Source organism: Flavobacterium lacustre (assembly GCF_027474525.2).
Taxonomy (GTDB): Bacteria; Bacteroidota; Bacteroidia; order Flavobacteriales; family Flavobacteriaceae; genus Flavobacterium; species Flavobacterium lacustre.
In genome coordinates this window covers 2,781,043-2,807,548 of the sequence record NZ_CP114882.2, presented here as the reverse complement: position 1 = coordinate 2,807,548, position 26,506 = coordinate 2,781,043, and the positions used below count along the sequence as shown (strand labels likewise).

21 protein-coding genes are annotated in these 26,506 nt (G+C 33.3%); 5 read left to right on the top strand and 16 right to left on the bottom strand.

What is annotated here, in order from left to right; translation table 11 throughout:
• Positions 1-20: 20 nt before the first annotated feature.
• Positions 21-1,448: an L-serine ammonia-lyase gene (locus O6P34_RS12175; RefSeq protein ID WP_269684782.1), complete on the bottom strand. Its 1,428-nt coding sequence runs from the start codon at positions 1,446-1,448 to the stop codon at positions 21-23.
• A gap of 117 nt (positions 1,449-1,565) precedes the next feature.
• Positions 1,566-2,549, bottom strand: a complete 984-nt coding sequence (locus O6P34_RS12170; protein ID WP_269684781.1) for a polyphosphate kinase 2 family protein — start codon at positions 2,547-2,549, stop codon at positions 1,566-1,568.
• 272 nt (positions 2,550-2,821) lie between these two features.
• Between O6P34_RS12170 and O6P34_RS12165 the strand changes: the two genes are divergently transcribed.
• On the top strand, positions 2,822-5,329 hold the full coding sequence (locus O6P34_RS12165) for a M14 family zinc carboxypeptidase (RefSeq protein WP_269684780.1): 2,508 nt from the start codon (positions 2,822-2,824) through the stop codon (positions 5,327-5,329).
• Between the two features lie 58 nt (positions 5,330-5,387).
• Here the strand turns inward: O6P34_RS12165 and tamL are convergent, their stop codons facing one another.
• The 4 genes from tamL to O6P34_RS12145 all read right to left on the bottom strand — a co-directional run bounded on the left by tamL (position 5,388) and on the right by O6P34_RS12145 (position 15,064).
• On the bottom strand, positions 5,388-7,679 hold the full coding sequence (tamL, locus tag O6P34_RS12160; RefSeq protein ID WP_269684779.1) for a translocation and assembly module lipoprotein TamL: 2,292 nt from the start codon (positions 7,677-7,679) through the stop codon (positions 5,388-5,390).
• Positions 7,672-12,666, bottom strand: coding sequence for a translocation/assembly module TamB domain-containing protein (locus tag O6P34_RS12155; protein WP_489886162.1), 4,995 nt, complete (start codon positions 12,664-12,666; stop codon positions 7,672-7,674). Before O6P34_RS12155 ends, tamL begins: the two co-directional genes overlap by 8 nt.
• A 208-nt stretch (positions 12,667-12,874) precedes the next feature.
• Positions 12,875-14,563 (bottom strand): Na/Pi cotransporter family protein, encoded by a 1,689-nt coding sequence (locus O6P34_RS12150; RefSeq protein WP_269684777.1) that lies wholly within the window; start codon positions 14,561-14,563, stop codon positions 12,875-12,877.
• A 48-nt stretch (positions 14,564-14,611) separates the two neighbouring features.
• The gene (locus O6P34_RS12145) at positions 14,612-15,064 is read right to left on the bottom strand and encodes a 2-dehydro-3-deoxyphosphooctonate aldolase (protein ID WP_269684776.1); all 453 of its coding nucleotides are present in this window, start codon (positions 15,062-15,064) and stop codon (positions 14,612-14,614) included.
• 197 nt (positions 15,065-15,261) lie between these two features.
• Between O6P34_RS12145 and O6P34_RS12140 the strand changes: the two genes are divergently transcribed.
• Positions 15,262-15,819, top strand: coding sequence for a YeeE/YedE family protein (locus tag O6P34_RS12140; RefSeq protein ID WP_269684775.1), 558 nt, complete (start codon positions 15,262-15,264; stop codon positions 15,817-15,819).
• 3 nt (positions 15,820-15,822) lie between these two features.
• Positions 15,823-16,236: a DUF6691 family protein gene (locus O6P34_RS12135; protein ID WP_269684774.1), complete on the top strand. Its 414-nt coding sequence runs from the start codon at positions 15,823-15,825 to the stop codon at positions 16,234-16,236.
• Between the two features lie 53 nt (positions 16,237-16,289).
• Here O6P34_RS12135 and O6P34_RS12130 read toward each other — a convergent pair whose 3' ends face one another.
• From O6P34_RS12130 to O6P34_RS12095, 8 genes are all read right to left on the bottom strand, one after another.
• Positions 16,290-16,961 (bottom strand): lysoplasmalogenase, encoded by a 672-nt coding sequence (locus O6P34_RS12130; RefSeq protein ID WP_269684773.1) that lies wholly within the window; start codon positions 16,959-16,961, stop codon positions 16,290-16,292.
• Between the two features lie 14 nt (positions 16,962-16,975).
• Positions 16,976-18,241 (bottom strand): sterol desaturase family protein, encoded by a 1,266-nt coding sequence (locus O6P34_RS12125; RefSeq protein WP_269684772.1) that lies wholly within the window; start codon positions 18,239-18,241, stop codon positions 16,976-16,978.
• A gap of 94 nt (positions 18,242-18,335) precedes the next feature.
• Positions 18,336-18,611: an ATP-dependent Clp protease adaptor ClpS gene (locus O6P34_RS12120; protein ID WP_269684771.1), complete on the bottom strand. Its 276-nt coding sequence runs from the start codon at positions 18,609-18,611 to the stop codon at positions 18,336-18,338.
• Positions 18,612-18,652: 41 nt separating this feature from the next.
• Positions 18,653-19,486 (bottom strand): 50S ribosomal protein L11 methyltransferase, encoded by an 834-nt coding sequence (gene prmA, locus O6P34_RS12115; RefSeq protein WP_269684770.1) that lies wholly within the window; start codon positions 19,484-19,486, stop codon positions 18,653-18,655.
• Between the two features lie 105 nt (positions 19,487-19,591).
• Complete coding sequence (gene tpiA / locus O6P34_RS12110) at positions 19,592-20,347, bottom strand: triose-phosphate isomerase (protein WP_269684769.1); 756 nt, start codon at positions 20,345-20,347, stop codon at positions 19,592-19,594.
• A 54-nt stretch (positions 20,348-20,401) separates the two neighbouring features.
• Positions 20,402-20,896, bottom strand: a complete 495-nt coding sequence (locus tag O6P34_RS12105) for a TlpA family protein disulfide reductase (RefSeq protein ID WP_269684768.1) — start codon at positions 20,894-20,896, stop codon at positions 20,402-20,404.
• Between the two features lie 150 nt (positions 20,897-21,046).
• Complete coding sequence (locus O6P34_RS12100) at positions 21,047-22,156, bottom strand: BT_3928 family protein (RefSeq protein WP_269684767.1); 1,110 nt, start codon at positions 22,154-22,156, stop codon at positions 21,047-21,049.
• 62 nt (positions 22,157-22,218) lie between these two features.
• Positions 22,219-22,761, bottom strand: coding sequence for a DUF1599 domain-containing protein (locus O6P34_RS12095; protein WP_269684766.1), 543 nt, complete (start codon positions 22,759-22,761; stop codon positions 22,219-22,221).
• 121 nt (positions 22,762-22,882) lie between these two features.
• Between O6P34_RS12095 and folP the strand changes: the two genes are divergently transcribed.
• Positions 22,883-23,704 carry a dihydropteroate synthase gene (gene folP / locus O6P34_RS12090; protein ID WP_269684765.1) on the top strand — a complete coding sequence of 274 codons (822 nt, stop codon included), beginning with the start codon at positions 22,883-22,885 and terminating at the stop codon, positions 23,702-23,704.
• 4 nt (positions 23,705-23,708) lie between these two features.
• Positions 23,709-24,326, top strand: coding sequence for a hypothetical protein (locus O6P34_RS12085; protein ID WP_269684764.1), 618 nt, complete (start codon positions 23,709-23,711; stop codon positions 24,324-24,326).
• A gap of 24 nt (positions 24,327-24,350) precedes the next feature.
• Here the strand turns inward: O6P34_RS12085 and rlmH are convergent, their stop codons facing one another.
• Both rlmH and O6P34_RS12075 read right to left on the bottom strand, forming a co-directional pair.
• Positions 24,351-24,824 (bottom strand): 23S rRNA (pseudouridine(1915)-N(3))-methyltransferase RlmH, encoded by a 474-nt coding sequence (rlmH, locus tag O6P34_RS12080; RefSeq protein WP_269684763.1) that lies wholly within the window; start codon positions 24,822-24,824, stop codon positions 24,351-24,353.
• A 59-nt stretch (positions 24,825-24,883) separates the two neighbouring features.
• Complete coding sequence (locus O6P34_RS12075; protein ID WP_269684762.1) at positions 24,884-26,302, bottom strand: amidohydrolase family protein; 1,419 nt, start codon at positions 26,300-26,302, stop codon at positions 24,884-24,886.
• Positions 26,303-26,506: the final 204 nt, after the last annotated feature.

Genomic DNA, 26,506 nt, shown 5'->3' with positions numbered 1-26,506 from the left:
ATTTTATATTCAATTAAAGACTAACAATCGGCCATATTTACGGCAATTGCCAGTCCACCTTCGGAGGTTTCTTTGTATTTATTATTCATGTCTTTTGCCGTTTGCCACATCGTATCTACGACTTTGTCTAAAGGAACTTTTGCGTTTTTTGGATTGGTTTCTAAGGCTAATTCGGCGGCATTAATGGCTTTTATAGCGCCCATTGTGTTTCTTTCGATACACGGAATTTGGACTAAACCGCCAATAGGATCACAAGTTAAACCTAAATGATGTTCCATAGCAATTTCGGCAGCCATTAAAACTTGGGCAGGAGTACCTCCCATCAATTCACACAAGGCAGCAGCAGCCATTGCAGACGAAACGCCAATTTCGGCTTGACAACCTCCCATTGCTGCAGAAATAGTAGATCCTTTTTTGAAAACACTGCCAATTTCGCTGGCAACCATGAGGAATTGTTTGATTTCTTTTTGTCCGGCTTCGTGATTTTCAATTACAGCATAATACATTAAAACAGCGGGAATTACACCGGCACTACCGTTAGTTGGGGCGGTAACAACTCTGCCTAATGCTGCATTTACCTCATTTACCGCAAGGGCAAAACAAGAAACCCATTTTAGGATTTGACGAAATTTAACTTCCGTTTTTCTGATTTCTTCCAGCCAGGTTTTCGGACTGTCATAATGGGCTAAACCAATTAGATTTTGATGCATATCAAAGGCTCTTCTGCGTACATTTAATCCGCCGGGAAGTATGCCTTCGGAATGACAACCAATGTACATGCTTTCGAGCATGGTATTCCAAATTCGCATTAACTCGTGATGAATTTCTGTTTCGGAACGCATTGATTTTTCGTTTTCAAAAACGATTTCAGATATTTTTTTATTTTCACGAACAGCGTAATTTAATAATTCTGCAGCGTTATTTATAGGATAAGGAAAGGCACATTTTATGGCAATTTTCTTTTTGGCATTGATGCGTTCTTCTTTAACAACAAATCCGCCGCCTATGGAGTAGAAGGTAGCAACATATTCTTTCGAATTCTCTAAAAAAGCGATAAAAGTCAATCCATTGGCATGAAAAGGAAGAAAGTTTTTATTGAAAATAATGTCATTTAGAAAATCAAAAGGGATATTGATTTCGTTACCAAGAATAATTTCTTTTTTACTTTTTATAGTTTCTACAATTCCGGCAATATTTTGAACCGGAATATATTCTGGATCTTGTCCGCTTAAACCGAGCATAATGGCTAAATCTGTGGCATGTCCTTTTCCTGTTAAAGAAAGTGAACCGTATAAATCGACTTGTATTCGGGTGACTTTTGGTACTATTTTTTCCGCTCGCAGTTCCGAAAGAAAACGTTCGGCTGCACGCCAAGGCCCAAGTGTATGTGAACTCGATGGTCCTACACCAATTTTAAGCATATCAAAAACTGAGATACATTCTTCCATGTTAAGTGTGCTATATTCTTTAAGCAAATATAAATTAATGAATGCAAAAAATGTAATATTTAGGGTGTGAAATCAGTATCTGTTGAAATATTCTTTTTAAATCAGAATAAATTATGATTATTTTTCATTGAGAAGCGCTTTTTTTACCTCGTTTAATTCTGCTATTTTTTCGTCACTTACTTTTGGATATTCTAAATCCATGTCGTCCAACGCATTAATTATAGCCGAAGCAATTACAATTCGGGCATACGATTTGTTATCGGCTGGAACAACATACCAAGGGGAATCTTTGGTTGCTGTATTTTGAATTAAGTCTTCATAAGCGTTCATGTATTCTTCCCAGTGACCTCGCTCTTTTATATCGGTAGTGCTGAATTTCCAGTTTTTATCAGCATCTTCAATTCGTTCTATAAATCGCTTTTTTTGCTCTTCTTTCGATACGTTCAGGAAAAACTTAATTACAACCGTTCCATTGCGATGCAAGTATTTTTCAAAATTTCGAATGTCTTCAAACCGTTCTTGCCAGATGTTTTTTGTAATTAATTTTTCGGCTAGTTTTTGAGATTGTAATAATTGCTCGTGAACCCGTACCACCAAAACTTCTTCATAATAGGAACGGTTAAAAATACCTATTCGCCCTCGTTCCGGTAAATGCTTTTGGCAACGCCATAAAAAATCATGATCTAATTCTTCTGAACTTGGCGCTTTAAAAGAAGAAACCTGACAACCTTGAGGATTTACACCGGACATAACATGTTTTATAGCGCCGTCTTTGCCCGCAGCATCCATAGCTTGAAAAATGAGTAATACTGACCATTTATCCTGAGCATATAAAATATCCTGCATAGTTGCTAAAGCTTCAACACCTAATTGCAGGGTTTCGGCAACCAATGATTTATCCTCTGCATCTGTATCGAAAGAGATATCGGTATTGTATTTTTTCAGTTCAAATGAATTTCCTTCGGTGATGCGGTATTGTTCCGAAAATTTTTTGGTACGCTCCATGCGCTCTTTCCGACTCAGGTTTTTAAAATTTTTGAGATTTGAAGTTGATTTTATAATTTTTGGATTTGTATTATCGGGGGACTTCGATTTTTTCATGTTTCTCGACATATTGGTTAGTAATCCGTTCAGAAAAAGTATAAAAAACACCTTACTCTACTATCAAATTTAATGAATTCCTCATGAATTAATAATTAATACTGCCTTTTTTTTGACAGATGTCATTTAATACAGATCTTATTTAGGCTAAATGCAAAAGCATTCTTTTTTTCATAGTAATGAATGCATTACTGATAGATTTATAACAATTTATAATATATTTGTTTCTTTTAGTTTAAAATTTTCAAAAAAGATACTAATCCCATAACCCGATGAAAAAAACAATTCTTTCTTTATTTTTTATTTTCAATTTCCTGTTTACCGTTCATTCGCAGGTAAAAAGTCCATCAGAATTTTTGACTAATTATGGTAAACAAATCACGTATTATCATCAAATTGAAGCTTATTTTAAGCACTTGACGGAGCAATCTAGCTATATTAAACATCAAAAATACGGGCTGACTCCAGAGCAAAGAGACATGAATGTTTATTTTATCTCAACTCCGGAAAACTTAGCTAATTTAGAGCAAATCAGAAATAATAATTTGGCAGCCATCGGAATGTCAGATAAAAAAACAGAAACAATTGGTGATAAATTAATTGTCTGGTTGAGTTTTAATGTTCATGGAAACGAGTTTGCCGGTGCCGAAAGCGCTTTGACTGTGGCTTATGAATTAGTAAATCCATCCAATGCAACGACCAAAGAATGGTTAAAAAACACCATTGTTATTTTAGATCCTTGTTTAAATCCAGATGGATTTTCAAGATATGGGAATTGGTTAAGAGAAATTTCCGGAACAAAAACGCATCCGGGTTTAACGGACAGAGAGCATATGGAAGAATGGCCGGGAGGTCGATACAGTCATTATATTTTTGATTTAAACAGAGATTGGGCTTGGCAGACACAAACCGAAACCCAACAGCGCATTGCATTGTATAATCAATGGATGCCACAAGTGCATACGGATGTGCATGAAATGGGGTATGATTCACCGTATTTCTTTCCTCCTGCAGCGGAACCTTTGCATGAGTTTATAGAACCGTATCAAAAAGACTTTCACAATCTTTTAGGTAAAAATATTTCTGCAAAATTTGATCAGGAAAATTGGATGTATAATACACGAGAACGTTTCGATTTATTTTATCCAAGTTATGGCGATACGTATCCGATTTATAATGGTGCGGTTGGAATGACAATGGAACAAGGCGGAATTGGAGCAGGTCGTGAAATTACTATGGAAAACGGTGCAAGTCTGACTATTAAAGATCGTTTGACGCATCATGCGAAAGCAGTGTTAACAGTTGTAGAATCAGCAGTTTCACAATCGGATAAATTGATAAAAGGATTTAGAGGTTTCATGACGCATTCCAGAAAAACAATCAAAGGTAAATATGCTACTTATGTATTGAAAAGCAATCCAAAACTAATACAATTAACCGAATTGCTTAAAAAGAATGATATTCAGTTTTCGTTTGCGGATGCCAAACAAAGTGCTTCCGGTTATAATTATCAAACTAAAAAAGAGAAAAGTTTTACTATAGAGCCTAATGATTTAATTATAAAAGTAGATCAACCCAGAGCGGTTATGACTCAAGTGCTTTTTGAACCCAATCAAAAATTAAATGACAGTTTATCGTATGACATTACTGCTTGGGCTTTACCATTAGCTTACGGAGTAGAAGGATATGCAGTAAAAAACAGCTTAGGAATCAAAACGAAAGCGACTATTGCTATTGCTGAAAAAACAGTTCCTGAAAGTGTTTATGCTTTTCATATTCCTTGGAATAACAGAACTTCAGCTCAAGTGTTGGCTTTGTTGCATCAAAATGGAATTAAGGTAAGATCTGCCATGAGAGAAGCTATTTTTGGAGACATTACGGTTAAAGCGGGAAGTTTAATTGTGAGTAAAGCTGATAATCCTAAAGTAACTGATTTTACCAAAACGGTTAACGAGATTGTTAAAACGAAGACCGATTATAATTTTATAAAAACAGGTTTTTCAACTAATTCTAAAGATTTAGGAGGAGAGAATTTTGTTTTATTGAAAGCACCAAAAATCGTTTTACTGTCAGGAAATGGAGTAGGATCTACAGAGTTTGGAGCCGTTTGGTATTATTTAGATCAAACGATTGGATATCCTGTAAGTATTGTGGATGTTGACAAATTCAGAAGAATTAAGTTGTATGAATACAATACTTTGATTTTAGCCGACGGATATTATGATTTTTCTGAAGAACAGCAAAAACAAATAGGAGAGTGGATAAAAAATGGCGGAAAAGTAATTGCAATGAATGGTGCTTTATCTCTTTTTGAAGGAAAAGAAGGGTATGCATTAAGTCCATTTGCCAGTGATGAAGACAAAGTAAAATCCGAGAAAGAAGCGGATGATTTAGAATTAAAAGCAAGAATTTTTGATTTTGGAAATGGAGAACGACGCGCTATTTCAACTTCAATTCCAGGAGCTGTTATTGAGAATGTTCTTGACAAATCACATCCGATGGCTTTTGGTTTAGGAGATAATTATTTCAGTTTAAAAACAGACGACAGACATTATTCACTTTTGAAAAAAGCTTCTAATGTGGCTTACATTCCTAAAGATTATAAAAGCTATGGGTTTATAGGGAATGGAATCAGCAAAAAACTAAATGAAACGGTTAGTTATGCTGTAGAGAAAAAAGGAGATGGAGAAGTAATTTATATGATTGATAATCCGTTGTTCAGAGGATTTTGGGAAAATGGAATCTTGTTGTTCAGTAATGCTTTATTTCTGGTAAACTAGCCTAAAATAAAATTTGAAATCAGAAAGAGCGCGATAGCTAATCGCGCTCTTTTTTTGTTTAAAACGGGTAGCCAATCGCTAAATTAAAAATTAGATTTTCTTTTCTCCATGAACTGCTACCAATATTAATAGCATCAATTACCCAGCGTTGACCCTCGGGTAAATAAGGTTTTCGGATAGGGAAAGCAAAATCTGTACGCAAGACGAGAAACGATAAATCAAATCGCAATCCAACTCCTGTTCCCAATGCCATTTCATTCATAAAATTTTTAGTAAACTTTGAACCGGGTTTATCCGGATTATCATTCAACAACCAGATATTTCCTGCATCAAGAAAAATAGCACCTTTTACGATTCCGTAAATTTTTGCACGGTATTCAGTATTGAATTCAATTTTTAAATCTCCGGATTGGTCTGCCAAAAAGGAATTGGTATTGGTTGCCGGATCCAAGAAACTTCCGGGTCCTATAGAACGTGCGCGAAATGCTCTTAAACTATTGGTTCCTCCAATAAAAAACTGTTTGATAAAAGGCATTTCTTTTGAATTTCCATAAGCAAATCCTGCGCCAACCAAAATTCTGCTGGCCAATTGGGAATTTTGACCCAATTTATAATAATGCCTGAATTCGTTTTCTATTTTTACAAATTGACTGAACGGAACTCCAAAGACTTTAAGCGTATCTTTTTTGTCAATATTTGCGCCGGATAATAATCCGGTAAGCGTTGCCGAAAGATCAATTGATCCTTTGTAATAGAAGGTATTCTTTTTCCTTTTCTGCATTGTATTTGTGTAGATGTAGGAATAACTGGGGCCAAAAATCAATTGTTTTTCAATTACTTTTCCCAAAGAAGGGTTTGCAAGAATTTGTTGTTGGTATAAATCGGTTACATTTTGTGGTTTGGCATAAGTTATTTCGGTAACACTTAAATTGTGTTCTTTGCGTTCACTGGCTTTCCAGGAATACCCAAATAATCCCTTGAAAGTACTCAATGAATACAATTGTGTCCGGTTTTGAAATTCATATCCTATTGTTGCTTTTGTTTTTGGCACAAAACCACTAGATACTTTGAATGTAAAAGGCGCTATAATTCTGGGCCAAACTAAATTAACTTCTGAGCCTAAACGGAATACATTATAACCATTATTTTGTCCCGAAACTTGTACTTCATATCCGCCAAAAACGGAAACCGTAAGTAGTTCCGCTCCTTTAAAAGCATTTCGATTACTCCAATTCAAGTTTAATTCAGTTCCGTTATAATTTGCCGAATTAGTTTTGGCAAGCAGTTCTAATCGAATTGATTTTTTGGTTAAAGGCGACAGATAATAATATGCGTCTAAGTAATTTCCGATGGTATCAGCAGTTTTAAATTCGTTTTTCACAAACTTAAAAGTACCCAAGTTTACCAATCGATTCAGGGATAAATTATGATTGGTACGGTTATATAAATCATCTTTTTTAAAATATAAAGTGCGGTCAAAAATTTGAGGTTTAAATGTGTTTTCGTTATCAATAATGGTAAAATCCTTATATTTTGTAACGATTTCTGTGTTTGTTTTTACAGGGTCAGATTCAATAGAATAATTGGGATAAATAATGATTTTATTGATTTTGAATTGCTCTTTTGAAATTCGAGGTGCTTCGTCTTTTACTTTTACAATAAGATCTACTTGATGATTGGCAACGGTACTGTCGACTTGAATTTTCAAATAATCAGGTCCAAAATAATAATATCCTTTTTCTTTGAGTCGGTTGTCAATTCGAATTCGTTCTTCTTTTATCACATCCAAGCTGTATCCTTCTTCTTTTTTTAATAAACTTCGTCTGCTGGTATTGCGCACTGCGGTTGCAATTGCAGAGGAATCATCGGGAAATTTAATATTCCTGATTTTATATTGAAGTGCCGGATTCACAGTATAAACAGCAGATACTCTTTTTCCATTTTGAGTACTGTCAGCTGTAGTTCTGGTATTAAAATAGCCTTTATTTTCGCTATAGTTTTGCAAAATGCTTTTGTTGTATTCTAAATCTACTTGACTGGCTAAAACAGGTGCTTCACCCACTTTATTTTTTAACCAGTAGCGCCAGCCTTTTTCTTTTTTTGTAGTTCCTGCCAAATTATAAATGAATAATTTAGGTCGTAATCCCAGCAGCGTAGCATTGGGTTTTGGGCGAACGAGTTCTTCCATTTCTGTTTTTAGAACTTTACGCTCTTTCTTTGGTGTTTCGCCTTCTACTTTAATTTTGGCACCAGTATAAAGCATTTCGCCTTCTGCCAAATATTTTGTATTGCTGCAGGAGCTTATGAATAATGCTAAAAAAAGAAAAAATATGACTGTATTTTTATTCATCGGATTTCTTTTTTAAGGTTTTTTCCTTTTTCGCTGTTGCTGTTTTTACTTTACTTTTTTGGAACAATTCTTTAAATTTATTGTAATCTAATGTAATGATAAACGATATTCCGGTTTCGACTACTTCGCCTTGAAGTGCGACTTGGTATTTGTTGATTCGATATCCACGAATTTTATAGCGTCCATCTTTAGACAATTGATAATCTATAGAAACATCTCCGGCAATATTGTTCGATTGTTGGTTGGCTTGCTGCGTTCCTTCTAAACCAAAACTGCTTCCAACGGTAACTTTGAGTCGGTCATTCAATAATTTTTTTGAAATACCAATATTCAAGTCGGTTTTATCTTGTCGTTGTCCGGATGTGTAATCTTCGGTTGATTGCAGGTTGAAATCAATATCGATTCCTTTTATCAAATCACCTGCGAGATTATTCAATTGTTCCGACAAAATTTTACTGGCGCTAACTCTTGCCAACGAAGAAACGGAACCACTTCCGGATTCGCTCGAAAACGGGTTTTCACCAATGAAATGATTTAACAATAACAACGCAAATACTTGTTTATTCAATTCACTCGGATCTTGTCTTAATTGCGTTAACTTAGTTTGCGTTGTCGAAAGAACATCAGGAGAGACGCTGTTAATTCCTTCGGGTAAAATGATATCAAACGTAATGTCGGGTTTCATTAATTCCCCTTTCATTATTAACAGGGTTTCAAACGCCACTTTTTCTTTATAAGTATTTCGTATTTCTTCGGAAACCGCTCCCAGTTGACCACTTAGTAAGTCTAAGGGCGCTGTATTTATTTTATAAACGGCAGTAATGTTGACATCGGCGGTTGTAGGTTCTCCGTTCCAAAGGATATAACTTCCTTTTTTGATATCAAATTTTCTTTTCAAAGCACTAAAAGTCATTTCATACGTTCCTTCGGTAAACTCATATTTCCCTGTTAATGTCGTTTTGCCCGAAGCATCGATGCCTCCGTATAAATTAGCTTCTCCTTTTAATTTTAAATAATCACCATTAGATTTATCTATGATAATGCTGAATTCTGCTTCTTTATCAATTTCAATATTTACCGAAGCATTAATACCTTTAATTTCTGATTGATTTAAAATTTCTTCCGCTTTTACCGTAGTCACAATTTGCGGATGATCTTGGTCAATAAACTCTACAATTCCTTCCCGATCTGCAATAGAAGGATCGGATTGCGGCAATACAACCGTAAATTTAGTGTCTTTATTTACCTTGATATTACCGTCAACAATCGGATTATTAAGCGTACCTTTTATTTTCAGATGATTGTCTAAATATAATTCTCCATAAAACAAATCATTGTCTTTTGCTTTAGAATTGATGGCTTTAAAATTCTCTGCATCAATAGCCAAATCAAAACCAAAATTGCTAAAATTATGACTGTCAATTTTTCCGTTTATAGAAAGGTCATTTCCTTTTTCATCTTTTATAATGAAATTATCAAATAAAACAGCATTAGTTGTAAAGGCTATTGAATCATTCATCGATTGGAATCTGGCGTTGAGTTCTGTAGCTTTAAAACTGATATCATTAAACTTTAATGTTCCAATTAATTCGGGTTGTTTTGTAGTTCCCGTTAGAGTGAAATTCCCTGTAAAAAATCCGGTACTTTCTGTTAAATGATTCATCGAAAACCCTTGAATACTTTTCATATTCAACCTGTCAATTAGCAATGTCATATCAAAACTACTGTCATTTGAACGGTACACACCATCAAGATTAACTTGGTTTTCCTGCCCTGTTAACTTTATATGCGCATCATATTGATTCGCAATTTCGTTATTGACTTGCACGGCAATTGTTCCTACAGTATCTTTTTTGAAAGTGAAATCTTCAATTACTAAATCAGATGTGAATAACAGATTTTTATCTACGTTTTTTAACAAAGCGGTTCCATTGATTTTTCCACTCATTTTCAAGTCGCTTTTTTCGACCATACTGGTAATGGTTTCGATTTCAAAATTCTTAAAATCAACTTCAATTGGCGCGTTGGGTTTTTCTGATTGGGATTGTATTTTAATGCTGTTTTCTTCTTTTTTTAATTCAAAATCAGAAGCATATATTCCTTTTTTTCCAAAACGAATTAAATTTTCAGGCGATATATTCCAAGATTCGTAATTCAACATCAGTTTTTCCGAATCCAGATTAATTTCCGAATTTCCATTGGCAGCATTCATAGTTCCTGCTATAAAGTACCGTTCTTTATCTTTTAAATCTTTAAGCTGTAAAGCATATTCTACCGTATTGTTTTGCACTTTTCCTGAAATTGAGGTATAAGGCAATTGAATTTGAGTATTTTGAATGTCATCTACGATCAAATTGTACACTAATGCTTTGTCTTGAGTATCAATAGTAAAAACGGCATTAGTTACGGTATTATCGCCATAAATTAGCTTGTGAACAGCACCGTTTAAAACAATGGAATCATTCTCAGCATTATATCGGCCAGTTATAAGGATAGGCGCCAAAATTTTTAAATCAGTAATTAATTGTGTTACGACAGGATTGTCTTTAACATTAAGTTTAAAATCAAAATAGTTGTTTGTTGCTTTACTTTTTTTGGAAGTTGGATTCCAATTATAATATTTTGAAAGAGAATTCGACAAAGCGGTTGGCAGTTGCGAAAGTTTGTATTTTCCATTTACGGTTGCGTCCAAAAAAGGAGATTCTAATACAAGAGCACTTTTTTCGGCAGTTGTAGTTGCTCTAATTGTAATGGAATCAACCGCAAATTCTCCTTTTTCATTCGTTATAAAAAGAGTATGTGCTGTCATTTTTCCGTTTAGATAATCTAAATCAACAGATTGAATATCAGCTTCTACAACGCCTCTTAATTTTAATGGCCCGGCGTGTAAATTCAATTTTTCTAAATCAGCAATATCGACATTCAGTTTTAATTTTCCGGTTGGATATTTATCTTTAAATCCACCACTGCTAATCAAATCAAAAGTTAGATTTGGGTCTTTTGCCTGCGCTGTAACATTAAAACTTCCGTTATTGATTTTGCCTTTTATAGCTAAATTTTTATACGTATATTTGTTAAAATTCACCTTCAGAATCGTTCCGCTACCTGTTGCATTTGCAGTTTTTGGATTAAATCCTGTTCCTTTTACAGTAGCTTTTGCAGTTATTTTTCCAATAGAATCATTTTTTATAAATTTTCCTAAATCAAAATTTTCTAATTCGGTTTCGGCATTATATTTCTCTTTATTCTTTATTCGTTGATCAAAAGTTGCTTTGATTTTGGCGTTACCAAAACTACTTTGCACATTCATATTCGTATTAAAATTAGCGATTGTTCCTTTAAAAATCCCTTTGGCTCCAAATTGTGCCGGCAATGCAATCGAGTTAGGAATAGTTCCCCTTGGCACAAACTGATTAAGGTCTTTTGAACTTGATTTGAAATCCTTAATCACAATATCAAAATTCGCTTTTTTCATGTCGGGTAATCCCATAATTCTTCCACTGGCGACAATTTTCGTTGTTCCGATACCGCTGATTTCTAAATTTGGAATTTCAATGTTTTTTAATTTCCCGGAAACGGTACTGTTGATGCGTAAAATAGCATTTGGGTTATTCTTAAAAGGATTGGTTTCGGACAATTTAGGCACAAAAAGCAAAATGTCTTTAAATCCTAATTTGCTATTTTTTAAAGAAGCTTTTATCGATAATTCACCTAGATTTTCAGTTATAGATTCGATGCTGGGATAGCCAATAACGAGTTCATCCTTCAAAAGGGTTTGAGGTGTTTTAAGGTATAAATTTTTTAGATACGCATTTTTTTTGCCGTAGAAAAAGTCAGTTTTAAAGGATTCAATAGCTAAACCACTTTGCTCTTTAACGGTTAAAGAGTTAATATTCCCCGAAATATTTTCAGGATTGTAATTGATGTTTTCAATATTCAGGTTTAAATTACTCAGATTTAAATGATTGTAATCGATTCCTTTTTTTACCGCAACAACATCATTATTGTCATAACGAAAGTTGACTTTGTCAAAATTTGTTTCACTGATTTTAATTTCCCAATCGTTCGTTTCATTAGCAATTGCAACTTTTTTTGGAATAATTTTATCTTTTTTTGCCAAAGCAAGAATTCCTTTAGCATTCGATAAATCAATACTTTCTACAAGTATAAATTGTTTATTAAGATCAATTTTATTGAATTTTACAAATAGTTTTTTGAAGGAAACTGTAGTTTTCAGTTTGTCATTTTCATTGTCATAATCAACCGCAAATTTCTTTAAATCAATTTCTCCTATATTTAATTTCAACTTCGTTTGACCTGAAGTTTCTTTAGCAATATTGGTTGTTTTAACTAATTCTTGTTTTAATTTCAGTTGTAATCCGTTAACAGTCACTTTAGGAATTTCAAAGTTCATTCCTTTTAAATCAAATGTTTTTATGTGCGTATTAAGGTGTTTTAGGTCGATTGAAGTGTTGTTTTTTGAAGTAGCATCCGAATATTTTATGCGTATTCGATTCAGATTTATTTCTTCCAGCGAAAATTGCATCGGTGTAGTATCATCTTCTTTTGGTTTATCGGGAGTTGCAAAGGCTTTGATAATATAATCAAAATTAAAAATACCTTTTTTATCTTTGTTCAAATGAGTAGTAATTCCTTCTAATTCAATAGCATTAACTTGTATCTTGTTATTGATTATTTGCAATACACTAATGTCGGCTATTATTTTTTCACCAGACAAAAGAGTATCTTTTTTTTGATCTTCAAAATAAACTCCTGCTAGAATTACTTTTTGTGGAAAAGCAATTTCTAATTTTTCAATCTGTATTTTAGTTTTAATTTTTCCTTCAAGGTAAGTAACCGCTTGATTTTTAATTGAATTTTGTACTGATGGAATCTGAATTGCAAGTACTAACATAAGAAACAACACTAAAAATGTTGCTACTATTCGTAGAAAAATAGTAAGTATTTTCTTTAGGTGCTTTTTCAAGTGATTTGGGATTTAGGTATAAAATTAGCCAAATTATAGCGGAATAGCAATTTTATATCAAAATGGATTTAATCACAAAGATCAAAATTCGAAATCAGTATTTTTTATAGAATTTTAAATTATAATTATAAAATTATTGTATTAAATACTATAAAATCGCGCAAACAGTATATGGCTGGAAGTTTACTCTTTTTAGATTCTCATGGATTTAGGTACGATATACCGGTATTTCATTAAATTCAGCAGCCTGTTTTTCGTCTAATAAACTATCTTTTACCGCCATCAGTATCGCTTTATTAGAGGTGAAAAGTTCGCGGTTAAAATTAATAATAGTCGTTATATCAATATTTTCAATCGCCGTATTTTGAGCATTGGTATAAAAATCGTTGAGAACGGCAGTATAATTATTTTGAATGGTATCATAAACAGCTTGTAGATTTTCAAAACTGGCTTCTTTTTCTTTGGTGATGAATGCATTTAATTCCTGATACAGTTTTTCGGTTTCTTTTTTGTGATACAGAAAAAAATTGTACTTAATATCCTTTGATGAACTTCGAAGATTTGTGATATTACTTCCTATATCCTTAACACTTTTCACCGCATGCATAGCACTTCGTACGGCAGCAATCAACTGATTGAGTTCCGAAACCTGCTCGGGTTGCAATTTTGTTCTCAATGCTAAATAAAAAGCTTGCAACTCGCCTTGCAACTGTTTGAGGAACTCATATTTTTCCTCTTTAGTTTTTGAAAAATAATCCCATTTTTCGTTTATTCCTTTAAAATCACTTTGTTTTCGAAGGGATTGTGTGTCAATTTTAAAAAGTTCTAAATTGAAAAGCATGGAGTTGTGAATGAAATATTTTGTTTCTCTTCGAAATAAATCCAAAGCTGTTTCTGGCTCAGCAACTGAAGCATGTCCAATAAAAGCAGCTGCAGAAGCATCCGTTTCTTTAAAGAAATGTTCTAAAAATCGAGAATAGAAATTTAGAATCGGCAGAAAAATAAGAATAGCTAACAGATTAATGAAACTAGAAAAAGCAACTAAACCAATCAGCGGATCTTTGATAATAAAAACATCTGTTATAAGCCGCAAAATGGGATTGAGTAAAGCAAAAGTAAAAGCGGTAATGAAAATATTAAAAAGTAAATTTCCAAGCGCCACTCGTTTTTTTGATGCATTACCGCCTATTGCACTCAACAATACTTTGATTATAGTTCCTGTTTCTGCCCCGAGCACAATTGTTGCAGCAATAGGAAAATTGATTGCCCCTACATACAGCGCACTTAGTGTGAGCGCCATTGTTACTGAGCTGGATTGTATTAAGACAGTAAAAACAAATCCTAAAAGTAAAAAAACAATCAACGGCATTTGTGCATATGGAGAAAAATCAAAGTTTTGTACCTGATTCTCCATTGCCGTTTTCATGAAGGAAAGTCCGATGAACAATAAACCAAATCCAAATAGAAAATAAGAGATATATTTTATCGTTTTGCGATTGCCAAAAAGAATGAGCAATAATCCGGCAATACAAATGGCTGGGTAAGCAACAATTTCGATATTCACTTTAAAACCTAAAGTAGCCACTAACCAACTCGCCAGAGTAGTGCCTAAATTTGCTCCGAGAATAATTGCCATTGCATTTTTCATGCTAAATACTCCGGCACCTACAAAAGCTAAAACCATCAATGAAACCATAGAACTGCTTTGAAGCACAACAGTAACTATAATTCCTCCGGCTACAGCGCCAATATTATTTTTAGTAATGCGTTGCAGAAAAAGCTTAAAATTTCTTCCCGAAAGATTTTTTAAGGATTCCTCAAGCAAATGCATAGCAAAAAGGAACAAGCCTATGCCTGCAGCAAGTTTAAAGATAATATGGAGCGTTTCTACAGTCATAAACAGTATTAAAGATACTGATAAATGAGGTAGTATCAAATGGATTGTCTATTTTTTCTTCAGGCTGAAACCTACGGGAACCATTAAAACTCCTTTTTCATAAATGTTTAAATAGAGTAGAACAGGTTTTTTTTGACCTTCCCATTTTACTTCGTAAACGTCAAGAAAACCGGCTCCCATATCACTTTTGGTTGAAGGAAACGGGCAACAACTTTCTAATTTTGTGTACGTTAATTTTTCACCTTTTGGTCCGGCTAATGCATTCAAATAGCGTTGCTGATTAATGCTTTCGTCTTTACTGGTTCTAAAAAAAATATTGATAGGATAATCCTTGTTGTAACCGTATCTTTTATCAGTGCTGAATTGTGTAATTACAAAAGTATTGTCTTTGCTTAACACTGGAATTGGAGCATTATTATCTACGTTTTTCAAAGTTGATTTAGTGCTCACACAAGAAGCAGTAACAATTAGTAAAGCGACAAAAAGCACTGTTTTTTTCATAGCGGTTTCTTTTATTTTTTTATTTCAGTTCCAAAAAAAGTCTATTTTGATTAAAATCTGTTCCAAAGAAAGAATCTTTTTAGTGATACAAATATAAATAGAACTTTAAACGGAAGCTTACTTTAAACAATAATTATGCCTTTATTGTGATAAATTTAAAAAACATAATTCCTATTTTTGTCAAAAAAAATTACTGCATGAATATTATTTTTCAAACTTGGCCTTGGTATGTTTCCGGTTTTTTGATTGGCATGATTATGCTTTGTCTTATTTATTTTGGAAAAGTTTTCGGAATGTCATCTAATTTACAAACACTGTGTTCGATGACCGGAATTGGTAAAAGAGTTCCTTTCTTTGATACCGATTGGAAATCACAACGCTGGAATTTAGTTGTGGTATTAGGCGCGATGGCAGGCGGTTTTATTGCCGCTAATTTTATGAACGATCCTTCTAATGTAGCCATTAACCCAAAAACAATCGAACAATTAGCTCAATTGGGTATTGATGCTCCAAACGGAAAATTAGTTCCGGATATGCTTTTTGGCAATCAAGTTTTTGAATCACCAAAAATGATTCTCATTTTAATTATTGGTGGAATTTTAATAGGTTTCGGAACACGATACGCTGGTGGTTGTACTTCGGGACACGCCATATCAGGTTTGAGTAATTTACAACTTCCTTCATTAAAAGCCGTTATCGGATTTTTTGTAGGCGGATTGATTATGTCTCATTATTTATTACCCTTAATTTTTTAGCAGATGAATGTATTAAAATATTTTTTGGTCGGATTAGTTTTTGGAATTGTACTCACAAAATCGGAAGCTGTTTCCTGGTATCGAATTTATGAAATGTTTCAATTTCAATCGTTTCATATGTATGGAATCATTGGCGTTGCCATTATAACTGGTGTAATTGGGATTCAAATTATAAAAAGAAAAAATATAAAAGACATCAAGGGACTTCCCATTGAAATATTGGATAAAGAGAAAGGATCCACCCGTTATTGGATTGGCGGATTATTTTTCGGATTGGGCTGGGCATTGGTTGGCTCTTGTCCGGGACCTATATTTATTCTATTAGGTGCAGGTTTTTTTCCTGTGATTTTGGTCCTTTTTGGCGCCTTGGTAGGTACTTTTATCTACGGATTATTGAAAGATAAACTACCTCATTAAATTTTAAAAAAAATCAAAAATATAATATAGCATTTTCTTAAAAAAAGAAGATGCTATTTTTTTTGGTTTAATTTTAAAATCCCTACTGTAATTAAATATTGTGCTACCAGATACGTAATCATTATTAAAAACGAAGCGAGTGGGACAGGAGCATAAAACTTGTTGAACGCTAATATGCTATCCGAACTCACAAAGAATATCGCTCCCGATAAAACAGCATTAGCAGCTGATTTTTCCCATATTAAACTGCCTTTAAAAGCAAAATAAAGCATGGTTGTAATGACAGTTGCATAAACTAAAACGGGAATTTTTAAAGGACCTAATTTAGGAAATAACAAAAATATCATCATTGCAAAATACACAAGAATTACAAAAATGCCCGTCCAATAAAGAGCTGTTTTTTCGTTTGTCCTGGTATTTTTCTGTTTGTAAAACAATGTAATATAAATAATATGGGAAATCAGGAATGCTACTAATCCAAAGATGAAATACAATTCCCCTTTGTCAGCAAACATTAAAATAATATCGCCAATCCATGAAAATATCAAGGCCGATAACAACACTTTTTTTGTCGAAAATCCTTCAGAAAACAAAACGGCTAATCCTAAAAAAGGAAGCAAAAAAGGTTTCATAAACCACGCTAAATCGTCCCGGTCCATAAGAATAATCAAAAGATAGAGTGCACTGAAACCAATATAACTTTTCAATAATAATTTGTCTTTCATGAAGTGATTTTAAGTTAAGCTAAAGCTATTTTTTCTTTTTCAAAATTGATACTTACAAAGTAAATATTGACCAAAAGCGAAAGTATTAAGTACCCAATAATGATATAATTAGCAAAAGGAAACCATTGACTCATTCCAAACCAATCACCAAAATAAAGGATTAAAGTGATGCCAAATAAAAAGCGGATGCTTTCCCACAGTAAAGAAAATTTTCGGGTGTCCATTAATTCTGTGTAGCTGTAAACGGTAATGAATATAAAGGCTCCAAACAGAAACACATTAGGAATGCCAATAATTGCAATAGAGCTGTACAAATAGCTGATAAACAACAACGTAATGATTGCTTGAAATAGAGACCAATACATTAATTTATTTGAATGTTGGGTACCATATTTCTTAAAATCATATACGTTTGTAATCTTATAAACCGGATATTTTTCTTCAAAATTTTCTGGGCGCCAACCGGTTGGTTTGAACCAGATAGTACATTTATCTTTCCAGTTTTCGGCTCGCCAAGCATCAGTAATCAGTAACCAAAGATGTTGAAAATTAATCCGAATCGGATTCCAGGTATTTGCGGGTCTTGTTATGCCAAAAACAGGAGGTACTGTTTCTAATTCTTCCTGAAATGTGCCAAACAGCTTATCCCAAAAAATGAATATTTGCGAATGATTCTTGTCCATATACTCCGGATTAATCGCATGATGTACGCGATGATGGGAAGGAGAAACCAGAATTTTTTCTAAGAAACCAATTTTCTTAATGTGTTTGGTGTGGTACCAGAATTGTAAAAATAAATGAATAGGAAGTGTAACCGCAATCACTTTGGCGGGCACTCCCAAAAAAGCCGCAGGAATTAATAAAAATGTAAATAAGTTTACAAAACTGGAAACGGGTTGCCGCAAAGCACAAGCCAAATTAAATTCCTCACTACTGTGATGAATGGCATGTTTGTTCCATAAAAAATTGATTTGATGAGACAAACGGTGAGACCAATATCCGTAAAAATCGATTACTATAAAACCAATTATATAGGCTGTAACAGAAGCTTCCAAATTATAAATTGCTATTTTGGAAACAATCCAATCGTAAGAAATTAGGGTGATGCTAAGTCCAAGAACATCTTTTACAGAATTGACCATTCCGGAACTCACACTTGCCACTGAATCCATATTTGGGGCAGTATCTTCCCCTTTGTAATGACCGTATGCTTTTTCTAATAGAATTAATATTAAAAAAATTGGCATTACAAAAACTAAAATTTTACCGTATTGTTCCATAAAGCAAGTATTTTTATTCAAATATAAAATAAAAGCACTTATTTTTTGAATTATTAACAATAATTAATTTAGTGATGTAAAGCCAATTTCTATATTAAACTATTTCGGCACTCAGGCCAGCTTCGAGTAATTGGGTGCATTGGGGTTTTAATTTGTCATAAGGACCCGTTTTTACGGTACATTTTCCATTATAATGAACAATTAGCGAACATTGTTCGGCCTGTTCCGCGGTATGACTACAAACACGGATTAAGGTGTCAATTACATGGTCAAATGTATTTACGTCGTCATTATAAACTACAATTTCATTATCCAGACTTGTAATTTCTTTGACACTTACTCTTTCTCTTACTTTTTCTTTAGTACTCATTTGGTAGGTTTTTGTACTTTCGTAATTAATAAAAAATAATACTAATTTACGTATTTTAAAGAAACCCAATTGTTTCTTTGAAATTTTTTAACATAAGTTAAGCCCTTCTCTGTGCAAGAAGCATCAATGTAAGGGATGTCTTCTTCATAAAAACCACTCAATAGTAATGTCCCTTTTGGATTTAGACAATCAACATAACTTTGCATGTCGTTTAACAAAATATTTCTATTGATATTAGCGATGATTAAATCGTATTTTTTATCTTTCAATAAACTCGCATCACCTTCGTAAACTGTTATTTGCTTGCAATTGTTGCGTTCTGCATTTTCGATGGAATTGAGGTAACACCAATTGTCAATATCAATAGCATCGATTGGTTGAGCCCCTTTCATTTCGGCAAGAATTGCCAAAATAGCTGTTCCGCAGCCCATATCAAGTGTTTTTAATCCGTTTACATCTATTTCTAATAAATGCTGAATCATCATGTGAGTTGTTTCATGATGACCGGTTCCGAAACTCATTTTTGGTTCAATTACAATGTCAAACTCGGCATTTGTTTGGGGATGAAATGGGGCGCGAACATGACAATTCCCATCGACGTCGATAGGTTCAAAATTCTTTTCCCATTCTTCATTCCAATTTACTTGTTCGATTTCTTCAAAAGTATAATCAATTTCGAATTCCTCTGATTGTAAAATGTGAATATCTTCTAAAATCATTTCGTCCCATAAATCTTTTTGAACATAAGCAGAAATGCCCGTTTCCGTCTCGGTAAAACTTTCGAATGCTTTTTCGCCTAACTCTGCAATTAATATTTCTGAACCCAGTTCTTTAGGTTCAATGGTAAAATGATATCCGATATAAATGTTTGACATGTTTAATTTTTTTTGCAAAGGTAACATTATCTTTTTACAGAAGAATTAAAAACAAAAAAAAGCGGTAATTCTGGAATTACCGCTTTTTGATTTGTGTATAAAATTTTAAACTGCTGCGTTAATAATCGCAACAAAATCTTTTGCGTTAAGTGCTGCTCCACCAATAAGACCTCCGTCTACATCTGGTTTAGAGAAAATTTCTTTTGCGTTATCTGGTTTTACACTTCCACCGTAAAGGATAGAAACATCTTCGGCAACGTCACTTCCAAATGCTTTACGAACAGTTTCTCTGATGAATTCGTGCATTTCTTGTGCTTGTTCCGGTGAAGCTGTTTCTCCGGTTCCAATTGCCCAAACTGGCTCGTAAGCCAAAACAATGTTTTCCCAAGCTTTTGCTTCGATATGGAATAAACCATCTTTCAATTGGTTTTCAACAATGTTAAAATGATTAGCAGATTGACGGTCTTTTAATTCTTCTCCAAAACAGAAAATAACAGTCATTTCATGTTTCAAAGCAGTATTTACTTTACTCGCAATTAATGCATCTGTTTCATGGAAAATGGCTCTACGCTCTGAATGTCCAAGAATTACAGTATTTACACCAACACTTTTAAGCATATCAGCTGAAATCTCACCTGTAAAAGCTCCGCTTTCTGCTTGATGTACGTTTTGTGCTGCAACAGCAATATTTGTGAATTCTAAATGATCAACAGCAGATGCCAAGTTAACAAATGTAGGTGCTACAATTACTTGTGCAGTTGTTTCGGTTGGGATTTGTGCTATTAATTCGTTTAATAAATCTTCAGTTTGTTCTGCATTTTTATGCATTTTCCAGTTTCCTGCAACAATCTTCTTTCTCATTTTAATTGTATTTATATTAAGGTATTCGTGTTTTTGTTTTTATGTAAAAAGTGATTATTTCAACTTTTTCAACGTTTCATTTATGATATCAAAATCAGTTTCGATGGCTTTATAAAGAGCAATTTTACCCGTTTTGTCAACTATGATATATCTTGGAATCCAATTTACATCCATTGCTTTGGCAAAAACACCTTTCATTTGGTCATTGGCCATAAAGTGATCGCCTTTCAATTCGTGTTTTTCAATTCCAGTTTTCCATTTGTCGGCAGTTTTATCCATCGAAATAAACAGATAAGCCACTTCTGGATTATTGGCTTGCAGTTCTTTAATTTTTGGCATTGCTTTTACACAATCACCACACCAAGAAGCCCAAATTTCAATTACTAAAGTTTTACCTTCATATTTTTTTAAGATATCTTGAAAAGCTACCTGACTTCCGTCAGTTGCCAATAAAGTTTCTGATAAAGCTTCTTTTGAAAAGGAAGTTTTTTGAGCATTGGAACAAGAAAAAGTGGCAAAAGCGATTAGTAAAATAATTATTTTTTTCATTTATTTATAATTTTCACAAAGTTAATCAAAGAAATGGAAAGCAGTTGGTAGTTTTAAGAATTTTGAGAGCAGAATCCTAAAAATAACAAGCAATATCGATATAGTTAATAAAAAATTAATACTAACACTTAAGGTTTTACTCTTTGTGTTTTACAATTTCAAATCTTCAATATCATTGTAATGCACTTTCTGTTTCACAGTTCCTTTTTCAAGAATTACAACACTTGGATTGGCTCTTTCGATAGTTTTTAAAGCAATAGCGTCACAGAAATAAAAATCAAAGGTAAAACCAAATTGTTTTTTAGTTTTGGCAATTTCTTCCGGTGATGATCCTGTCATTCCAATAACGGTATACCCTTTTGCGGAAGCAGTTTGTTTTAATTTCTCTAATTCTGACATTCCTTTTTTATCTGAAAGCGTTAAATCATAGGCTACAAAAAGCATTAGTTTTGGCTTGTCCAAGAATTCTTCTTTATAATCAGAACCATCTTTTTCCATACCGAAATCATGAATAGGAGGAACGTATCCTTCTACGATTACTTTATCTTTTCGGTCTACAAAGGTCGCGCCTTCCGGAATTGACATTAAATCTTTCTCTGTAAACTCTTTATCCACGCCATTTACTTTATAAATGAAAACCATTTCGACTATGCTTTTTGGCGCATTATCCGGAATTCGCATTCCTTTCTGGATGTTATTTCCCACTTGAAACGGACGAAAATCCTTTAAAGGCAAATGATTTATGACCCAATAGCCCATAAAAGCACACAAAATAAAACTTATAATCGCTAAACTATTTTGGACACGATTGCTAAATAAAGGCTTAACCAATTTTTGATTAAAAAACAAAATCAGAATAAAAAACAATAGTATAATGTCTTTTGTAAACGATTGCCAAGGTGTTAAATGTAACGCATCACCAAAACAGCCACAATCTTTAACCACATCAAAATAAGCGGAATAAAAAGTGAGAAATGTGAACATGATAATGAGTAACAACAGGCTACAAATCGTCAATTTTGATTGGTAACCAATAAGCAACATAACACCTAAAATCACTTCAAGAATAACTAAGAATAAGGCTATAGCCAAAGCAAACGGAATAAAAACCGGCAGATTAAAAACGGGTTCACTAAAATATTCGGCCAGTTTATAAGAGAATCCAAGCGGGTCATTTAGTTTAATTAAACCAGAAATGATAAATAAAATTCCAACGAAAATTCGTGAGAATTGAGTGAGGGCATTTTTTAGAGAAATCATATTATTTGATTTGTATTTTTAGGATTTATTTTGAAAGTGTAATTACTAAATCAAAAAAGGAGTTATTTGTTTTCTCCCATCAAAATCAAGGCAAAAACAGAATAATTAATCATATCCTGATAATTAGCATCAATTCCTTCAGAGACTAAAGTTTTTCCTTTATTGTCTTCAATTTGTTTTACGCGAAGGAGTTTTTGCAGAATCAAATCAGTCAAAGAACTTACTCGCATTTCGCGCCAAGCTTCACCATAATCATGGTTTTTAGCTTCCATTAAATCTTTGGTAAGTTTGATTTTTGAATCGTATAATGCTGTTGCTTTTTCTACGTCTAAATCAGGTTGATCTACAACGCCTAATTCCAATTGAATTAAAGCCATGATTGAATAATTGATGATTCCAATGAATTCTCCGGTTTCATCTTCATCAACTTTTCGAATTTCGTTTTCTTGTAAACTTCTGATCCGTTGTGCTTTTATGAAAATTTGATCCGTTAAAGAAGGTAGTCTTAAGATGCGCCAAGCACTACCGTAATCTTTCATTTTGTTGATAAATAAAGTGCGGCAAATCGCAATTACGCTATCATATTCTTGTGAAGTATTCTTCATTTAATGCTGTTTATTTGTGTAAATTTGCTCAAAAATAAGGATTATTTTTTGATTGAAATTCAAGATTGAAGATTTTCGAATTTTGAGTGCCACAATTTTTTTAACAGAATACCGAAAACGAATGACAATAAATTGTAAAGGACAACTCATCGATTTGACCATTCCCAAAATAATGGGGATTTTGAATGTTACCCCGAATTCTTTTTTTGATGGTGGAAAATATAAAAACGAAAGTGAAATCCTTTCCAGAGTTGAAAGAATGAGTTCAGAAGGTGCCACGTTTATTGATGTTGGTGCATATTCCAGCAAGCCAAGCGCCGAGTTTGTATCAGAACAAGAAGAAATTTCGAGAATCATCCCTGTGGTGAATTTGATACTTAAACATTTTCCGGAAACCATTCTTTCTATTGATACCTTTCGTGCCGAAGTAGCCAAAGCCAGTATCGAAAGTGGCGCTGCAATTATCAACGATATTTCTGCCGGGCATCTTGACGAAAAAATGTTGGAAACAGTTGCAAAATACAGCGTTCCGTATATTATGATGCACATGAAAGGAACGCCACAAACGATGCAAACATTGACTCAGTATGACGATATTGTGAAAGAAATGCTTTTTTATTTTTCGGAACGAATTGCAAAAGCACGAAGTTTTGGCATTAATGATTTGATTACAGATCCTGGATTTGGCTTTGCAAAAACAGTAGAGCAAAATTACGAAGTGTTTCAAAAACTAGATTTATTCAACTTGTTAGAATTACCCTTGTTGATCGGTGTTTCCAGAAAATCAATGATTTATAAAACACTGAATTCTAATGCAGAAGAAGCTTTAAACGGAACTACTGTTTTAAATACAATTGCATTGACAAAAGGCGCAAAAATCCTTCGGGTTCATGATGTGAAAGAAGCGATGGAATGTGTGACTTTATTCAATAAAATCTACTAAAATTATGAAATACTCCATGCTGATTTTTCTTTTTATTTTCTTTTCCTGTGGAAATAAAAAAGATATTTTGTTGCCAAAATCAAATGTAACTCTGGTAAAAGATATTCAGGATCATTCGCCGATTTACATTTTTTTTAAAATAAATGGTAAAGATACGGTAGCCGATGTAAACCGAAAAAACAGCATTATTACGACTAATTGGATTTTGAATATCGACAAGCGTTTGCCTTTGCGATTAGTAATTCTAGAAGTCATGAAATTGCAACAAAAAAAGCGGGAAGAAAAAGCACATAAGAACGAAGCAGCACTGAATTATTATTCCTACGCAGACAGTATTGGTAAAAACATGGCTTTTATTCCTTTCACGGAAGTATATTATAAAATGGGGAAACCAAAATCTGGAACTATTGTCTTTTTTAATAAAAATAATGAAATTTGGGTAAATGATTTAGCTGTAAAAAGAGCTTATTTTAATGCATTTTTCAAAAATGTAAAAATCAATTCGGACACAATCCGTTTTGCTTTTGATGCCAATATGAGTTACGGAATGTACATTCAAAATAAAATTCTGATGGAATCCTTAGAAAAACAATCGGATAGTATTGAAGAATTCATTTACTAAATCTCATCATCTGCCAACTGAAATTTACTGATGATGATACGGTTCGTTTTTCAAAATTGTAAAGCCACGATATACTTGCTCTATAAAAAACAAACGAACCATTTGATGAGAAAATGTCATAAGTGAGAGTGAAATTTTTCCTTGCGCTTTAGCATAAACGGCATCCGAAAAACCGTAAGGACCACCAATTACAAAAACCAATGTTTTTACACCTGAATTCATTTTCTTCTGTAATTCGGCTGAAAAACCTACGCTGGAGAAGTTTTTTCCGTTTTCATCTAATAAAATAAGTTGGTCCGTCGGAGTTATTTTTGCCAAAATCAATTCGCCTTCTTTTTCTTTTTGCTGATCTTCAGACAGATTTTTCACATTCTTAATATCAGGAATAATATCCAGTTCAAATTTGATATAAAAAGATAAACGCTTGGTATAATCATCAATTAAAGATTGTAATGCTTTATTATCCGTTTTGCCAATTGCGATGAGTTTAATGTTCATTTGATTATAATTTCAAAGGTGGAAATTTAGAATTGAAATAAAATAATTAGAAAAAAGAATTACTTCTTTTCAAAATTTTTCTCAAAAGTTTTGAATCGGGCATCCAGATTTCGCAATAATTCTTTCTTTACCGATGCGTCTTTGATAAAGCTGTAATTGATGCTGTTGTATACAAATTCTTTGATGTCTGAGTATGAAATGTCTGTATAGCGCTTGGCCAATAAAACGTATTGTTCAGTCATATTTGTTCTTAAAATCCCCGCATCGTCCGTACTGATAACAATGGGAACACCAAATTCTTTGTACAAACTTATAGGATGACGGTTTTCTTTTACTTTCAAAATAAACTCATTGCTAACCAAATTAATTTCGATAACAATTTTGTTTTTAGCCATGTATTGCAACAACTCATATGATTTTGCTTCATACGCCATGTCAACTCCATGGCCAATTCTATTGGCACCTGCATCATAAACTGCGGAGTTTATATGCCAAGTTAATTCTTCCGGTTGAACCAATCCTAAAGTCAATTCGCCCGCATGCAATGTATATTTTACATTTGGAAAACGAGAATGGCAATATTTAAACATCAGCATATGCAACCAATAATCTTTCATTGAAGTTTCCCCATCTTCGGGAGAAACAATGTTTACACCCGCCATTAAAGGGCTCGTATCAGCTGATATAAAAGCCACAACCAAATTCTTGAATAACTCAGTCGGTTCCATAAAACGCAATACAAAATTCTGGTAACGCATCGTGAAACGTTCATCGTCAATCTTTAAATCAGTATGTAATTTTGCGACAAAATTGGTATTAAAATCTTTGGCGTAGCCTGAAACATTCTTTTCCTGCAAAGCAATATACAGTTTGTCTAATAAAGCCAAAATTGCTTTTTCGTCTTTTTTGGCTGCCATTTCCCGCAATTGGACATTAAATTTTGTCCAATTCTCCAGATTTATTGGCGCCGGAATGGTAGACAATTGGGTTTCTATGTAGCTCAAATTTTCTTTTATAGCTCTGTTTTTCAATTCTAATAAACCTGATTTAAACATTTCGTCTGCAGCGGGCATGAACTTTTCAAAAGACTCAAAAAATAATTTATCCGATGGATAATCCACGTGATTGTAATCCTTGACAGACCATTTTTGCATAATCTGTTGTTTGTAACGGTCTAATTGATTTTCATTTTTTAAATCCGAAAAAAGAACCCAATTTCCTTTGGTCGGCTTTTCTCTGGCAACGACCATTGTTTCGGTATTTAAATAAAAATTTTCGGTAATGGCATAGTTTAAAACGGGTTCCGCATATATAGAACCGGAATAGTGGTGGTGTAAATCGCCTCCTTTGGGCATTTGAGAAAAGAATGCGGTCAAAGCGGCTTCATTGGTTCTTATTTTGTCAAAATAAAGGCTGGCAGATTGCGCAAAACCAAGCTGCATAACTATTGAAAAAATAAGAGTATAGTGTAATTTCATAGGAGTTATTTTAGGTCTAAAAAGCATTAGTCACCATAAAATAAGGGCTTCATAAGAGACTAAATCGGGTGTAAATATAAATGATTTGGTAGACTTAAAAAAATGAAGTCAAATCCTGAAAAAATTAAAATAATTCATTTATTTTAATTATACACTGCTAATTTTTAGGGGGTAATAATCTTTAATAATGTAAAATAGCAGTCT

What these genes read in the sequence shown, in the direction of transcription:
- O6P34_RS12175 (WP_269684782.1), bottom strand. Translation starts at nt 1,448, where the DNA reads ATGGAAGAATGTATCTCAGTTTTTGATATGCTTAAAATTGGTGTAGGA.
- O6P34_RS12170 (WP_269684781.1), bottom strand. Translation starts at nt 2,549, where the DNA reads ATGAAAAAATCGAAGTCCCCCGATAATACAAATCCAAAAATTATAAAA.
- O6P34_RS12165 (WP_269684780.1), top strand. Translation starts at nt 2,822, where the DNA reads ATGAAAAAAACAATTCTTTCTTTATTTTTTATTTTCAATTTCCTGTTT.
- tamL (WP_269684779.1), bottom strand. Translation starts at nt 7,679, where the DNA reads ATGAATAAAAATACAGTCATATTTTTTCTTTTTTTAGCATTATTCATA.
- O6P34_RS12150 (WP_269684777.1), bottom strand. Translation starts at nt 14,563, where the DNA reads ATGACTGTAGAAACGCTCCATATTATCTTTAAACTTGCTGCAGGCATA.
- O6P34_RS12145 (WP_269684776.1), bottom strand. Translation starts at nt 15,064, where the DNA reads ATGAAAAAAACAGTGCTTTTTGTCGCTTTACTAATTGTTACTGCTTCT.
- O6P34_RS12140 (WP_269684775.1), top strand. Translation starts at nt 15,262, where the DNA reads ATGAATATTATTTTTCAAACTTGGCCTTGGTATGTTTCCGGTTTTTTG.
- O6P34_RS12135 (WP_269684774.1), top strand. Translation starts at nt 15,823, where the DNA reads ATGAATGTATTAAAATATTTTTTGGTCGGATTAGTTTTTGGAATTGTA.
- O6P34_RS12130 (WP_269684773.1), bottom strand. Translation starts at nt 16,961, where the DNA reads ATGAAAGACAAATTATTATTGAAAAGTTATATTGGTTTCAGTGCACTC.
- O6P34_RS12125 (WP_269684772.1), bottom strand. Translation starts at nt 18,241, where the DNA reads ATGGAACAATACGGTAAAATTTTAGTTTTTGTAATGCCAATTTTTTTA.
- O6P34_RS12120 (WP_269684771.1), bottom strand. Translation starts at nt 18,611, where the DNA reads ATGAGTACTAAAGAAAAAGTAAGAGAAAGAGTAAGTGTCAAAGAAATT.
- prmA (WP_269684770.1), bottom strand. Translation starts at nt 19,486, where the DNA reads ATGTCAAACATTTATATCGGATATCATTTTACCATTGAACCTAAAGAA.
- tpiA (WP_269684769.1), bottom strand. Translation starts at nt 20,347, where the DNA reads ATGAGAAAGAAGATTGTTGCAGGAAACTGGAAAATGCATAAAAATGCA.
- O6P34_RS12105 (WP_269684768.1), bottom strand. Translation starts at nt 20,896, where the DNA reads ATGAAAAAAATAATTATTTTACTAATCGCTTTTGCCACTTTTTCTTGT.
- O6P34_RS12100 (WP_269684767.1), bottom strand. Translation starts at nt 22,156, where the DNA reads ATGATTTCTCTAAAAAATGCCCTCACTCAATTCTCACGAATTTTCGTT.
- O6P34_RS12095 (WP_269684766.1), bottom strand. Translation starts at nt 22,761, where the DNA reads ATGAAGAATACTTCACAAGAATATGATAGCGTAATTGCGATTTGCCGC.
- folP (WP_269684765.1), top strand. Translation starts at nt 22,883, where the DNA reads ATGACAATAAATTGTAAAGGACAACTCATCGATTTGACCATTCCCAAA.
- O6P34_RS12085 (WP_269684764.1), top strand. Translation starts at nt 23,709, where the DNA reads ATGAAATACTCCATGCTGATTTTTCTTTTTATTTTCTTTTCCTGTGGA.
- rlmH (WP_269684763.1), bottom strand. Translation starts at nt 24,824, where the DNA reads ATGAACATTAAACTCATCGCAATTGGCAAAACGGATAATAAAGCATTA.
- O6P34_RS12075 (WP_269684762.1), bottom strand. Translation starts at nt 26,302, where the DNA reads ATGAAATTACACTATACTCTTATTTTTTCAATAGTTATGCAGCTTGGT.